Source organism: Apilactobacillus sp. (assembly GCF_025290035.1).
Classification (GTDB): Bacteria; Bacillota; Bacilli; order Lactobacillales; family Lactobacillaceae; genus Apilactobacillus.
Genome location: NZ_JAMBKT010000006.1, coordinates 17,263 through 31,856, shown reverse-complemented (window position 1 = coordinate 31,856; position 14,594 = coordinate 17,263). Strand labels below are relative to the sequence as shown.

Annotated in this window: 15 protein-coding genes; 5 read left to right on the top strand and 10 right to left on the bottom strand. The window is 36.4% G+C overall.

All coding sequences use genetic code 11. The features are described 5' to 3' along the window. The first annotated feature begins 158 nt into the window (after nt 1–158). Nucleotides 159–1,109 (top strand): L-lactate dehydrogenase, encoded by a 951-nt coding sequence (locus tag M3005_RS03125; RefSeq protein ID WP_293793605.1) that lies wholly within the window; start codon nt 159–161, stop codon nt 1,107–1,109. Nucleotides 1,110–1,260: 151 nt separating this feature from the next. Beyond that, nucleotides 1,261–1,902, top strand: coding sequence for a cyclic di-AMP binding protein CbpA (gene cbpA / locus M3005_RS03120; RefSeq protein WP_293793604.1), 642 nt, complete (start codon nt 1,261–1,263; stop codon nt 1,900–1,902). A gap of 56 nt (nt 1,903–1,958) precedes the next feature. Here cbpA and M3005_RS03115 read toward each other — a convergent pair whose 3' ends face one another. The 5 genes from M3005_RS03115 to M3005_RS03095 all read right to left on the bottom strand — a co-directional run bounded on the left by M3005_RS03115 (nt 1,959) and on the right by M3005_RS03095 (nt 6,900). Continuing rightward, entirely contained in the window at nt 1,959–2,312 is a 354-nt protein-coding gene (locus M3005_RS03115; protein ID WP_293793602.1) for a type II toxin-antitoxin system PemK/MazF family toxin, read from the bottom strand. 61 nt (nt 2,313–2,373) lie between these two features. After that, on the bottom strand, nt 2,374–2,598 hold the full coding sequence (locus M3005_RS03110; RefSeq protein ID WP_293793600.1) for a hypothetical protein: 225 nt from the start codon (nt 2,596–2,598) through the stop codon (nt 2,374–2,376). Between the two features lie 19 nt (nt 2,599–2,617). Next, on the bottom strand, nt 2,618–3,736 hold the full coding sequence (gene alr / locus M3005_RS03105; RefSeq protein ID WP_293793599.1) for an alanine racemase: 1,119 nt from the start codon (nt 3,734–3,736) through the stop codon (nt 2,618–2,620). A 99-nt stretch (nt 3,737–3,835) separates the two neighbouring features. Further along, nucleotides 3,836–5,371, bottom strand: a complete 1,536-nt coding sequence (locus M3005_RS03100) for a DEAD/DEAH box helicase (protein WP_293793597.1) — start codon at nt 5,369–5,371, stop codon at nt 3,836–3,838. A 158-nt stretch (nt 5,372–5,529) separates the two neighbouring features. After that, on the bottom strand, nt 5,530–6,900 hold the full coding sequence (locus M3005_RS03095; protein WP_293793595.1) for a UDP-N-acetylmuramoyl-tripeptide--D-alanyl-D-alanine ligase: 1,371 nt from the start codon (nt 6,898–6,900) through the stop codon (nt 5,530–5,532). 194 nt (nt 6,901–7,094) lie between these two features. Here M3005_RS03095 and M3005_RS03090 point away from each other — a divergent pair, with 194 nt between their 5' ends. Next, complete coding sequence (locus tag M3005_RS03090) at nt 7,095–7,556, top strand: low molecular weight protein-tyrosine-phosphatase (RefSeq protein ID WP_293793593.1); 462 nt, start codon at nt 7,095–7,097, stop codon at nt 7,554–7,556. A 49-nt stretch (nt 7,557–7,605) separates the two neighbouring features. Here M3005_RS03090 and M3005_RS03085 read toward each other — a convergent pair whose 3' ends face one another. The 5 genes from M3005_RS03085 to M3005_RS03065 form a co-directional block, all read right to left on the bottom strand. Then, entirely contained in the window at nt 7,606–7,851 is a 246-nt protein-coding gene (locus tag M3005_RS03085) for a type B 50S ribosomal protein L31 (RefSeq protein WP_053791508.1), read from the bottom strand. 101 nt (nt 7,852–7,952) lie between these two features. Then, nucleotides 7,953–9,227: a UDP-N-acetylglucosamine 1-carboxyvinyltransferase gene (locus M3005_RS03080; protein WP_293793588.1), complete on the bottom strand. Its 1,275-nt coding sequence runs from the start codon at nt 9,225–9,227 to the stop codon at nt 7,953–7,955. Between the two features lie 155 nt (nt 9,228–9,382). Continuing rightward, complete coding sequence (locus M3005_RS03075; protein WP_293793586.1) at nt 9,383–10,999, bottom strand: CTP synthase; 1,617 nt, start codon at nt 10,997–10,999, stop codon at nt 9,383–9,385. Nucleotides 11,000–11,185: 186 nt separating this feature from the next. Continuing rightward, on the bottom strand, nt 11,186–11,767 hold the full coding sequence (gene rpoE / locus M3005_RS03070) for a DNA-directed RNA polymerase subunit delta (protein WP_293793584.1): 582 nt from the start codon (nt 11,765–11,767) through the stop codon (nt 11,186–11,188). A gap of 43 nt (nt 11,768–11,810) precedes the next feature. Next, complete coding sequence (locus M3005_RS03065; protein WP_293793583.1) at nt 11,811–12,245, bottom strand: YwiB family protein; 435 nt, start codon at nt 12,243–12,245, stop codon at nt 11,811–11,813. A gap of 157 nt (nt 12,246–12,402) precedes the next feature. On the opposite strand from M3005_RS03065, the gene M3005_RS03060 reads away from it, so the two are divergent. Together M3005_RS03060 and yidA are read left to right on the top strand one after the other, a co-directional pair. After that, the gene (locus M3005_RS03060) at nt 12,403–13,749 is read left to right on the top strand and encodes an HD domain-containing protein (RefSeq protein WP_293793582.1); all 1,347 of its coding nucleotides are present in this window, start codon (nt 12,403–12,405) and stop codon (nt 13,747–13,749) included. 12 nt (nt 13,750–13,761) lie between these two features. Further along, nucleotides 13,762–14,574, top strand: a complete 813-nt coding sequence (yidA, locus tag M3005_RS03055) for a sugar-phosphatase (protein ID WP_293793580.1) — start codon at nt 13,762–13,764, stop codon at nt 14,572–14,574. The last annotated feature ends 20 nt before the right edge of the window (nt 14,575–14,594 follow it).

Here is a 14,594-nt window from a genome sequence, read left to right as displayed (position 1 = left end):
ATGTAAATTATATCATAGTCTGGACCCTATTATCGGGAGGAAAACCTATCGAAATCTGGAAAAACCTTATATTTTTTCATGCTTTGTAATTACTATTTTCCAAATTAATGATATAATTCAGTTGTAGATTTAAATATGTTTTTGAAGGGATGATTATTGTGGCTTTAAAACATCAAAAAGTTGTTTTAGTTGGTGACGGTGCCGTTGGTTCTTCATACGCATTTGCTATGATGCAACAAGGACTAGGCGAAGAATTCGTCATCGTTGATATTATTAGAGATCGTATCGAAGGAGACGCACTTGACTTAGAAGATGCTCAAGTATTTACTGCTCCTAAGAACATTTACGCTGGTGATTACAGTGACTGTGCAGATGCTGACTTAGTTGTTATCACTGCCGGTGCACCTCAAAAACCAGGTGAAACTAGACTAGATCTAGTTGGAAAGAACTTAAAGATTCTTTCATCAATCGTTCCTGAAGTTGTTAAGTCAGGATTTAAGGGTATTTTCTTAGTTGCTGCTAACCCAGTTGACATCTTAACTTACGGTGTTCAAAAACTTTCAGGTTGGCCAAAGGAAAAGGTTGTTGGTTCTGGTACTTCACTAGATACTACTCGTTTCCAAGTTGCTGTTGCTAAGAAGTTAGGTATTAACCCTGCTGACGTTAACGCCTACATCATGGGTGAACATGGTGACTCAGAATTTGCTGCTATTGACGAAGCAACTGTTGGTTCACGTCCATTACTAGACGTTGCTAAAGATGCTGGCGTAAGCAAAGATGACTTACTACAATTAGAAGATGAAACTAGAAACAAGGCATACACAATCATCAACAAGAAAGGTGCTACTTTCTATGGTGTCGCTACTGCCCTAATGAGAATTTCTCGTGCTATCTTACGTGATGAAAACTCTGTATTACCTGTTGGTGCTCCAGTTAATGGTGAATATGGTCTAACCGATATTTACATTGGTACACCTGCCGTAGTTAACGCTTCAGGTATCAAACAAGTAATCGAAGTTCCACTAAGTGACGAAGAAAAAGCAAAAATGCAAGATTCAGGTAAGACCTTAAAGGAAACTGCCGAAAAAGGTATGGATGCTTTAAAATAATCTAATTTATAAATTAGATTAATAAAGTCGAGGTGCATTGCGCCTCGACTTTTTCTTTGGAATTAAATCATATTTGTCAACACATTAATTTAGTTTTATGTTAGAATTAGATTATGAGAAAAATTCTAATAAATAAAAGGGAGGTCTCAATATGCTTTTGAAGTCATTAGTTAAGCCTAAAGGGAGTTTAGTTACTGTTTCCGAAAATGTTTCATTAGAGGAAGCGTTAAAAACATTAGAAGATTCAGGATACAGATGTATCCCTATTCTAGATGAAACTGGAACCATTTTTAGAGGTAACATCTATAAAATGCATATCTACCGTCACAAATCACGAGGTGGTGATATGTCACAACCTGTTACTACACTATTAAAGAATGCTACTAAGTTTATTAACGTGAACTCAGCATTCTTCCACATTTTCTTTTCAATAAAAGACTTACCATACATTTCTGTTTTAGATGATAATAATCGTTTTTATGGTATTTTAACTCATACTCGATTATTGGATATGCTATCACAATCATGGAACGTCAACGTAGGTAGTTATGTGGTCACAGTTTTAGCTCCAGGTAATCGTGGCGATCTTGAAGCAATGTCTAAGATCATTACTAAATACACTGCAATTGCCAGCGTTATCAGTTTAGATGCGCAAGAAGGCGAACTAGTTCACAGAGTTATGTTCACCCTCCCTGCAGATGTTAATTTAGAGTTACTAAAACGTATTACTGCTGCTCTAGAACGTAAAGGTTTTAGAGTTGCTGAAATCGAAGATTTAGCTGACGAAAAATAATCATTACCAAAACAAAAAGGATGCGAATAATTCGCATCCTTTTTTTATGTATATTATTACTGAACACCCACACTTAATTTCAGCGCTTCGTCTACCCGTTTCATAAACTTATCACTTAAATGATCAACTCGATCATGTAATCGTTGCTTATCAATTGTTCTAATTTGCTCTAATAAAATGACTGAATCTTTTTCAATTCTAGTCTTATCAGCGCTAATTGCCACATGAGTAGGCATCTTTGGTTTTGAAATTCTAGCAGTAATTGCGGCTACAATCACGGTCGGACTATAGTGGTTACCGATATTATTTTGCACAATCAATACCGGTCTCATCCCACCCTGTTCTGAACCAACAACAGGTGATAGGTCAGCATAAAACACATCGCCACGTTTAATTTCAACGTTAGCCATTGTAAACATCCCCTATCCATTCTTAACTTCATAAAAAACGATCTAATCTATCGTAATACTTCTAAAGATCATCACATAATGTGAACTCTTCAGATATTTCACGGTTAATTTCGGTCATCTCAGTATATCCAGCAATTAATCCCTTAATGATCATATAATCATTGAAGTAAGGACTAATCACAACCTTACTTTGACTTAATTTTAAGTCATTACAAGTATGATTGGAACTGGCTTTTAAAACAGAAATGCGATTTACTGAGTAAACAAATTGATTTTTCGCTGGCATTTTGATCTCCTCAAAATCATTATTTGACAATAATCCGTGGGAGTCTGTTTGTAAATAAGCAAGCTACCTCATAATGAATTGTATCACAATATGTGGCAATATCTTGCAAAGAAATATTTTCTTCACCATCTTGACCCACAATTGTAACCTTCGTTCCAACAGGAACCGGTTCATCTAAACGAATCATTAGCTGATCCATACAAATTCTTCCAACAATTGGACAAAACTTACCGTTTACCAATAGTTTGAATCCTTGCAATTTTCTCACAATTCCATCGGCATAACCAACCGGAACTGTGCCAATCCATTCAGCAGCCGGTGCCACATAAGTTGCACCGTAGCCAACAGCTCTACCCGCTTCAATCTTCTTACAATAAACAATCTCACTAGTTAAGCTCATTGCTGGCTTTAAATCAAATGGTTCCGTTAATTCTCCACCTGATGGATTTAATCCGTATGTTGCCACCCCAAAGCGAATCATATTCCCATTGCAGCTAGCATGCCATAAACTAGTAGCAGAATTAGACACATGTACATATTTAGGTAATGTATCTATAACAGAAATTAAATCATTAAATCGTTCAACTTGCAAATTAAAATATTCTTCATCTTTAGAATCTGCTTTAGAAAAATGGGTATAAATCCCTTCGAAACACAGATTTGGCGAAGTTTTTAAGTAGTCCATAACTTCTGATAATTCATCTTTAGTTTGGAAACCAATTCTGCCCATCCCGGTATCTAGACCGACATGCACATTTAATTTTGGTAAATCTTTATGTGCTAATAACTCATCAGCCTCTTTTAACCATTCCAAAGAAGAAATGGTCACTGAAATATTATTTTTCGCCATAATGGATACATATTGGACATCGGTTAATCCTAATACCAACACTGGCTTTTCAATCCCAGCTTCTCGTAATTCCAATGCTTCATCTAAAATCGCGACACAAAAACCATCCGCACCCGCATTTTCAGCGATTTTGGCAATATTAACGGCGCCATGTCCGTATCCATTTGCCTTGACTACCACGAATAAATTATCTGAATCTTTTAAACGTTTTCTTTCTTGGTTTATGTTATGTTGCACAGCACTTTCACTAATTAAAAGCTGTGCATTTCTGTGATTTCCTACAACCATATTAATCTTTCCCCCAATTAATAATGGAATATTTATTTCATTGTAAGTCTTTATGTACAAAAAAGCCATTGACTATATCAATATCAATGGCTTTTTTAATTAATCTTTGTTTTTAATTGTAAATGATTTGTTAGGACGTTTGCCGTTTGATGAACGACCACCATTCTTGTGATCATCTCTGTGGTTACCGTTACCACTGTAACGACGACGGCTATTACCATTGCCACCACCACGGTTGCCACGGTATCCACCACCATTACGACGATGGTTACCGCCACCACGGTTACCACGATAGCCACCACCGTGACCACGATTGTTCTTGTTAGGTAATGGTTTTTCAGCAGAGATATGAACCTTAACTTGGTTTCTAGTCATCTTACTTAGTAATACTGATACTAAGTCTTTTGCATCGTATTGTGCTAATAATTCTTCAGCAGAATCAGCAAAAGCATCCATCTTAGTCTTTTCAATTAGTGAACCAATTTCTTTAGTCGCTACTTCTAATTGACCCTTTAGAGCTTCATCAGCCGAAGGTGGTTTTAGAGGTAACATTCTAACCTTAGTTAACTTTTCGATATCTCTTAAGTAACTAGTTTCGTTTGGTTCCACAAAAGTCATTGAAACCCCATGACGTCCAGCACGTCCAGTACGTCCAATTCTGTGAACGTAACTTTCTGAGTCTTGAGTAATGTCATAGTTGTATACATGAGTAACACTTGAAATATCAATTCCACGGGCAGCAACGTCAGTGGCAACTAATACATCAATTTTGTCATTCTTAAAGTCTTTCATGATTTGTGAACGACGGTTTTGTGTTAAATCACCATGAATTCCGGCAGCACGGTAACCGCGTAATAGAAGTCCCTTAGAAACTTCATCAACACGACGCTTAGTACGACAGAATACGATAGTAACCTTTGGTGCTTGAATATCAAAGAAACGAGTCATGATATCAAACTTTTCAAATTGTTTTACACGAATGTAGTATTGATCAACTAAATCAGTGGTTAATTCTTTGGCTTTGATAGTAACTTGTTGTGGGTCTTTCATAAATTGAACCCCAACACGCTTAATTTGAGCAGGCATAGTTGCTGAGAATAGCAATGTTTGTCTGTCTTCTGGAACTTGTTTGATGATACTTTCGATATCATCTAAGAATCCCATGTCTAACATGTCATCAGCTTCATCTAAAACCAATGTCTTTACATGATCTAATTTCAAAGTCTTTCTGTTAATGTGGTCTAATAAACGACCTGGAGTACCTACCACGATTTGTGGACGGCGTTTCAAACTTTGAATTTGTCTTCTGATGTCAGAACCACCAAAAACTGATACAGCCTTAACGCCCTTTTCTTTTCCGAAGCGACTAATTTCGCTTTGTGTTTGAATAGCTAGTTCACGAGTTGGTGAAATAACTAAAGCTTGAACATTCGGATTGTCTAAATCAACATGTTCAATAATGGGAAGAGCAAAAGCGGCAGTTTTACCTGTACCTGTTTGTGCTTGTCCCAAAACATCCTTACCTTGTAAGGTCAAAGGAATTGTTTCTGCTTGGATTGGAGTGGCTTCCTTAAAACCCTTGTCTTCAATCGCTTTTAATAGATCTTCTGATAGACCTAATTCTCTAAACTTCAAATATGTTTCCTCCTAAACGAAACATTTTCAATAATACCATCACTAGCTAAGGAAGAATCCGTTCCTGTTGGTGCGCTAATGACTTGATTAAAAAATTCCGTGTTCTAAAAAATGTAACTAGACTAATATAACTCTTTTACCATAATTAAGCAAATTAATTAATCAGTTAATTTAGCTAATAGTTGTTCTAAATGAATTCCGTGACTAGCCTTTAGTAAAACTTCGTCACCTTCATAGATTTCTGAGTTTAATTGTTCATATAAATCATCTAGTTGGTCAGCTTTAAAATAGAATAAATTTTGCGCTGGGTAAACATCTACTAATTTATCGTATAGCACCTTGATTTCATCCCCAATTAAATAAACACTTTGGACCTCTTCAGGGTTAAGTGAATCCTCTAAAGATGCATGCAATTGACTTGATTGATCACCTAGTTCTAACATGTCGCCTAAAACGGCGATTTTACGGCCGCTAATCTTTTCAGAAGTAAATGCCTTCAAAACTTCTTTAACCGCTGTAGGATTAGAATTATATACGTCTGACAGAATCTTTTCGCGCTTAGCTCCTTCAATCCATTCTGTACGGTTATTAGTAAGGTCAACTTCTAATAATGCTTTAGCCATATTTTCTTCACGAATTCTGAATAATGAACCAATCGCAATCGCTACTAACGCATTGTTAACGTTGTATGAACCTAGCATTGGAATCTTAAATTCAGTATCTTCGATTTGTTCTACTTTAAAACTAGTAGCTTGTGGAGTTGATGTAATGTCATATGCAGTAAAGTCATCAGCTTCATTTAATCCGAATGTTTTAGTGAATGGTAAGTTTTCACTACGTTGCACTAATAATGGTTCATCCCCGTTATAAACGAAAATTCCATCTTCTTTTAGTCCGTTCACGATTTCCATCTTTGCGTCAGCAATCTTATCACGCGTCCCGAAGAATTCGATGTGGGCTTCACCAATCATAGTGATTGCAGCAACATCTGGTTCAACTAAATGACTCAATAAATCTAGTTGACCTGGACGATCCATTCCCATTTCAACCACTAAAATTTCTGTGTTGGGTTCAATGTCTAAAATTGTCATTGGAACCCCAATTTCGTTGTTAAAGTTTGCGTTAGTCTTAGTAACGTTGAACTGGGTTGATAGTACTGATGCCACCATATCCTTAGTAGTGGTCTTACCGTTACTTCCTGTAATTGCAACTACCTTTGGATTAATCTTAGCTAAGTAATATTGAGAAAGCATTTGTAGAGCTTCCAACGTATTATTAACGATAATCACTGGAATATCAGTTGGGACATTTTCATGGTCAGCTTGCCAAAATGTAGCAACTGCCCCGTGTTCAATTGCGCTTTGGATGTAATCATGACCATCATTTTCACTGACTAGCGGTACAAATAAAGCGTCTGCTTCTAGTTGTCTGCTATCAAAAGCAACGCTAGTAATATCAATTCCTTCATATTCGCTAGAATCATTTTGCGCAGCAACTGCTCGACTTACTTCTGTAAGTGACATTTTCATATTAAATCGTTCTCCTATGTTTCTTTTTTTCGAATTAGTGTTACACATATTATAACATGAAACGCAAAATTGTTTTAATTGAGCTTGATTAGATAATGATATGTTTTTAATGAGGACTTATAAAAGCTATTAACTATTCCATCAAACACTGATAATATATTTTATATAATAAAATATTTGGGGATGTGACTACATTGAAAAAAGTCTTATTTGTTTGCCACGGAAATGTTTGTCGTTCAGCAATGGCGCACGCTATTTTCAATCAATTAATTAAGAAAAGACATTTAGAAAGCGAAGTGTTAGTAGAATCTGCTGCCACTAGTACTGAAGAAATCGGTAATCCGCCACACCCTGAGGTTAGAAAAATATTAGATAACCTAGATATTAGCTATCAAGGTCAATCAGCACGCCAAATCGAATCTAGTGATTTCATTAAATATGATTTAATCATAGGGATGGATTATGAAAACATCAAAAGCTTACTGCACTGGTGTCCTAAAGATCAAGCCCATAAGATTCACTTATGCCTAGATATTATGGAATACCAAAAAGGTGATGCGATTGCTGATCCTTGGTACACTGGAAACTTCGATTTAACATACAGTCAAATTAATGCTGCCATGCCAAAATGGCTGGATTATGTATTAAGCCTTTAAGATAAAAGCACAAAAAAAGAGATATCCGATTGGATATCTCTTTTTATCTTTACTTGAAACCGTATTTCTTGTTGAAACGATCCACAGCACCATCTGCTTGAGTGAACTTTTCACGTCCAGTGTAGAATGGGTGAGAATCTGAAGAAATTTCAAGACGTACTAATGGGTATTCATTACCATCATCCATAGTGATAGTTTCAGCTGAGTTCATAGTTGAACCAGCCATGAATTTAAAACCAGTACTTGTATCTTGGAATACCACTTGGCGGTATTCTGGATGAATTCCTTGTTTCATTATAAATCGCTCCTTTGCCCTGTATCATATGTTGATTCAGAGATTATCGATTAGTCGACTTGATTATATTAACACTAAATAAGAGTTAATTCAACATAAAATTAACTTTCACGGTGCACCATTTCGACATCTGCATTCAAATTAGTAAGTTTATCGATAATGTTGTCATAACCACGTAAAATGTTATCTGCATTATCAATCACAGTGGTCCCTTCAGCCATTAAACCGGCAATCATTTCTGATGCTCCGGCACGAATTTCACCAGCTTCAATTTGAGAACCAACTAATTTGTCAGTATGACTCACAATGATTGTTCCATTACCATGATCATATTTAATCTTAGCACCCATCTTTTTCAATTCTTCGATGTGCTTGGTACGTTCCGGATAAATAGTATCGATAATGGTACTATCCCCCTTGGCCATCAATAGCAATGGTGTGATTGGTTGTTGTAAATCGGTCGCAAAACCAGGATATGGCATTGTCTTAATTTCAATATTATTTAGTTCATCTGTCTTAGGGACATAAATGCTATCTTCATTGATTTCCAATTGAATACCCATTTCTTGCACCTTAGCAATAAATGATTCCAAATGTTCTGGAATGACATTCTTAATTGTAATCCCGTCACCATAAGCAGCTGCCATCGACAAATAAGTTCCAGCTTCGATTCGATCTGGAATAATAATGTGGGTATTCTTAGCTCGAAGAGATTCAACCCCTTCAATTCTAATGACATCGGTTCCAGCACCGCGGACCTTTGCCCCCATGTTATTTAAAAATGTAACGACATCAATAATTTCTGGTTCTTTAGCAGCATTTCTAATTACTGTGTGGCCATCAGCTTTAACAGCAGCTAAAATCGCGTTAATAGTTGCCCCGACTGACACAACATCTAGGAAAATTTGTGCGCCATGTAGACCATTTTCATCAGTAGTAATAATGATTTCATCCCCGTCATTAACTACTTTTGCGCCCATTGCTTGAAAGGCTTTAATATGTTGATCAATTGGTCTAGGTCCGATGTTGTCTCCACCTGGGAACGTAATTCTCGCACGACCAAAACGGCCTAATAATGCTCCCATGAAGTAATATGATGCTCTTAAACTTTTAATTGCTTTACTAGGTAAAGCACTTTCTACTATTTTTGTTGGGTCGACGTTTAGTATTCCATCGGCAAAATCTGATGAGACATTCATTGATTCCAAAATCACCATTAGATTATGTACATCTAAGATGTTTGGCACCATGTCAAATTGGACTTTTGTATCCGCTAAAATGGCAGCTGGAATTAATGCTACCGTACTATTTTTAGCTCCCCCAATTGTGACGCTACCAGTTAGTCGATGTCCGCCCTTTATTATCATTTTATTCATTAGTTAAAATTCCTCACTTACAGTTTCACCGATTTCAGTGAACAATAACCATCATAAATAATAAAAGTTAAAAATACAATACTTTGCATAAAAATAACTTTAGATTTAACAAATAATTAAAAAAGACTAGGACATTATCCTAGTCTTTTGATTAATTATTTGTTGTTTTCAACATGTTGGTCGTATGAAGCAGCAACGAAAGCCTTGAATAAACCTTCTGGTCTAGTTGGACGAGATAGGAATTCAGGATGGTATTGTGCAGCAACGAAGAACTTGTTAGTTGGAATTTCCACAACTTCAACCAAGTGATCATCTGGTGATGTACCAGCAATAACTAGGCCGTGGGCTTCCATTTCTTCTCTGTATTCGTTGTTGTATTCATAACGATGACGGTGACGTTCTGAAATTTCAGTCTTGTTATCATATGCAGCAGCAGTTACAGTACCTGGTTTTAGCTTACATGGGTAAGCACCAAGACGTTGAGTTCCACCCATACCATCGATATCAGCTTGATCAGCCATTAAATCAATAATCTTGTGTGGAGTATCTGGGTCAATTTCAGTAGTATTAGCGTCTTTGTAACCTAATACGTCACGAGCAAATTCGATACTTGCAATTTGCATACCTAAACATACACCTAGGTAAGGAACGTCGTTTTCACGAGCGTACTTAACTGCAGTAATCATACCTTCGATACCACGGTCACCGAAACCACCAGGAACGATAATACCATCAGCATCACCAAGTAGTTCATTAACGTTATCTTCAGTAACTAATTCTGAGTTAAGCATCTTTAGGTTCACTTTAGCATCAACTGGGTAACCAGCATGTTCTAGTGATTCAGTAATTGAGATGTAAGCATCCTTTAACTTAACGTACTTACCAACTAAAGTAATGTTTACTTCATTCTTCAAGTTTTGTACTTTTTGTTCTAGTGCTTTCCATTCAGTCATGTCAGCCTTAGGAGCATCAATACCAAAGTGGTCAACTACTTGTTGATCCATACCTTGAGCTTCTAGCATCAATGGAATGGTGTATAGAGTAGGTGCATCCTTTGATTCAACAACCGCTTCTGGCTTAACATCACAGAATAAAGCAATCTTTCTCTTCATTGCGTCAGTAACATCTTGTTCAGTTCTAACAACCAATAGGTTTGGTTGAATTCCAACAGCGCGTAATTCTTTAACAGAATGTTGTGTTGGCTTAGTCTTCATTTCACCAGCAGCACGTAAATAAGGAATTAAAGTAGTGTGGATGTAGAATGTGTTTTCATCTCCTACTTCACTCTTCATTTGACGAATTGCTTCTAAGAATGGAAGTGATTCGATATCACCAACAGTACCACCAATTTCAGTAATAACGATATCAGCATTTGATACCTTAGCGGCACGCATAATTTTTTCTTTAATCATTCCGGTAATATGAGGGATAACTTGAACAGTGGCACCTAGGTAATCACCACGACGTTCTTTTCTCAAAACTTCTGAATAAATTTTACCAGTAGTTACGTTTGAGTATTTGTTTAAGTCATTATCGATAAAACGTTCGTAGTGGCCTAAATCAAGATCAGTTTCAGTACCATCATTAGTAACAAACACTTCACCGTGTTGGTATGGACTCATAGTACCTGGGTCGACGTTTACGTATGGATCAAACTTTTGAATGGTAACGTTTAAACCACGGTTCTTTAGTAAACGTCCTAGTGATGCAGAAACAATTCCTTTTCCTAGTGAAGAAACAACCCCACCAGTAACAAAAACATATTTAGTCATGTGTAAAACTCCTCATAAAATCTATTAGGGTAAAAATTAAAAACTCCCTATTCATTTAGAATAGGGAGTCATTGATTACTATAATCGATCAATTGTCCTCACAAAAATACTCTTTTGTAAGGAGCCCAAAAATAATATTACATCGTTCCTAATATATAGTCAAGAAATATAATCATTATTTTCGAATTAATCTTTGTCGTCGTCTTCGTCGATGTCATCATCTTCATTTAATTCAGATAATTCACCTTCAATACCGTCAGGAACATCGTCTTCATCAACGTCATTTTCTTCGTCAATTTCATCTAAATCTTTGTGATACTTATCGGTTTCATCGACACCTTCATCAGCGTCTTCAAATTCATCGTCTTGGTCTTCTGGATCATCATCATCGTAATCGATAACGTCGTCATCGTCAGAAGCATCAGCTAAGAATGCGTTAACCTTACGACGCTTTTTCTTTCTAGGACGATCGATATCTTCGTCTTCAGGATGAACTGTAGCTTCATCGATTGAATCATATGGATACCAAGTTCTTAGTCCCCAAAGATTATCACCTAAAGAAATAAAACTACCATCAACGTTCATATCTGTGTAGAATTGTACCAATCGTTTGCGGATTTCTTCATCAGAATCACCCAAATACTTTTGGATTTCGTTGGCGATATCAGCAAAGGCCATTACCTCACCATGTTCGGATAGAATTGCGTGAGCAACTTCGACCATTGATAATTCTTTTTTATCTTTACCTTCTAAGGCTTCTAATTTCAATGCGGTGCACGTCCTTTCAAAATACTATTAATATCATACCTTTTTAAGCAGAAAAATGCAATGTAATATTATATTCTCCGACAATCATTCCACCAGTATATAATTCATAGTCAATCATTAAGCTCCCAGAGTTGTCATCTTCAACGATTTTACAGTTAATCTCTTTGGTCTTCACTTCAATTTTAAGTGCGCCAAATTGAGTTTGGTAAGCTGTCTTATGAATCTTTTCTTCATTGAAAATCAATCTAGATTGATGGCCCATTTCATCTTTACGGGTTAATTGAACATGTTCGTCAGTAATCTTAATGGTTACTGCAGCGACTTCTTTGCCATCTTGATGTTCTTTAAAACGCAAGTATAAACCGTTGGACATCTTAACTAAATTACCCTGTTCCACGAATTCAAAATCTTGGCGTTCACCATCTTGAAATATGGTCGTCTTTAAGTTAACGGCGACTGGATTATTCTTTTCTTCCATCTAATAAACACCTCGTTTCATTTTCATCACAGGTTATCATTATATACGCAGACGCCAATAAATGCATTAATTAATAGTTGGAAATTAATTATTTAACAACAATCTTTGTTATAATAAGCTTAAATAAGTAAACATATCAAAGTAAGGAGGTAAGAATTTGGAATACCAAGAAAAACTACTGACTCGAGAAAAGGTTTTTCGAGATCCGGTTCTTAACTACATTTACGTACAACACCAAGTCATTTTAGACTTGATTAATACTAAAGAATTTCAACGATTAAGACGAATTAAACAACTAGGACCAGCATCATTTACTTTCCATGGTGCTGAACATTCCCGCTTTACTCACAGTTTAGGGGTTTACGAAATTACTCGTCGTATATGTGATGGATTTTTACGAAACTACCCGACTCAAGAAGCTAGTGATGGACTTTGGGATGATTCCCAACGATTAGTCGCATTATGTGCGGCACTCCTTCACGATATTGGGCATGGTGCATATTCACACACATTTGAACACATCTTCGGAACTAACCATGAAAAAATTACTCAAGAAATTATTACTTCCCCTAAAACAGAAGTAAACCAAGTTTTGAGTAAAATGGGACCTAACTTTGCTAAAGATGTAGCGAGTGTGATTGACCACACCTACAGCAATCCGCAAGTGGTGCAAATGATTTCTAGTCAATGTGACGCTGATAGAATGGATTACCTGCTTCGTGATGCCTATAACACGGGTGCTAATTATGGTAATTTCGATTTAACTCGTATTTTGCGAGTAATGCGTCCATATGAGGGCGGTATCTGTTTTGAAATTAATGGAATGCATGCGGTTGAAGATTACATCATTTCTCGATTACAAATGTACATGCAAGTATATTTCCATCCCGTTTCACGTTCCATGGAAGTCATCTTAGATCACCTTTTAAGACGTGCGAAAGAATTATCAGCTAACTTAGATAAAAATGATAGTACTACTCCTTACTTATTGATGCCGTTCTTCAAAGGTGAATTCGACATTGATGATTATTTAAAACTAGATGATGGTGTTTTAAACACTTACTTCATTCACTGGATTGATTCAGATGATAAAGTACTCTCTGATTTGGCTGATCGATTTATTAATCGTAAGCCATTCAAGTCAGTTGAATTTAATGATGACACCAAAGACTTGATTCCAACCATGCGCGATTACATCAAACAAGCTGGTTTCGATGTCACCTACTACACAGAAATCAACAATAGTTTTGATTTGCCATATGATGCATACGATCCAAATAAAAAACATCACACTACCCAAATCGAATTGAGAAGGAATGACGGTTCTATGATTGAGCTATCAAAGATTTCTCAATTAGTTAGTGCCGTTACTGGTAAACACCTGGGGGATGAACGTTTCTTCTTTCCTAAGGAAATGTTATCAGTCGACAATAACGTTGATTTATTCGAACCCGTTTATCAAGAGTTTCAAAAACACATTAAAAATGATGAATTAATTAATTAAAGGAGTTTTCCCATGAGTGATATTAAATTAATTGCCATTGATATCGATGGTACCCTTCTAAACGAACAAAACATTTTAGCCCAAGAAACAATTGATGCAATTACCGAAGCACGTAATAACGGCATTAAAGTTGTGCTTTGCACCGGTCGCCCATTAACTGGTGTCAAACCATACTTAAAGGCATTAGGAATCAGCGGTCACGATGAATATGCGATTACCTTTAACGGTGCCCAAGTTCAAGATGCCGATGCTAACATCATCGAAAAATTCGATTTAGATCACAAAGACTTCGTTGAACTAGAAAAACTAAGTCACAAACTAAACACTAACTTTCAAATTGAAACAACTGACTTCATCTACACTACTAACCGTGACATCAGTCCTTACAGCGTGATGGAAAGTTACTTGGTTAACATGCCAATCAAAGTCAGAACGACTGAAGAACTTACTAAAGATATAGAAATAGTTAAAGCAATGCTAATTGCTGATCCAGACATTGTTGCTAAAGCCATTCCTGCTGTTCCAGAAAGTTTCTTAGACCACCTTTCAATGGTTAGAAGTGAACCTGTTTTCATCGAGTTCATGAATCAAAATGCATCTAAAGGAGCTGCATTAAGCAAACTAGCAACTCGCTTAGGTTTCACTGCTGATAACGTCATGGCCATCGGTGATCAAGGTAACGATATTAGTATGGTTACTTACGCTGGTCTAGGTGTTGCCATGGGTAACGCTGCTGATGATTTAAAAGCCGTTGCCAACAAGGAAACTAAGACTAACAAAGAAAATGGGGTTGCATACGCCATTAGAAACTTCGCGTTAAAATAAAATTAAATAAATAAAAAGAA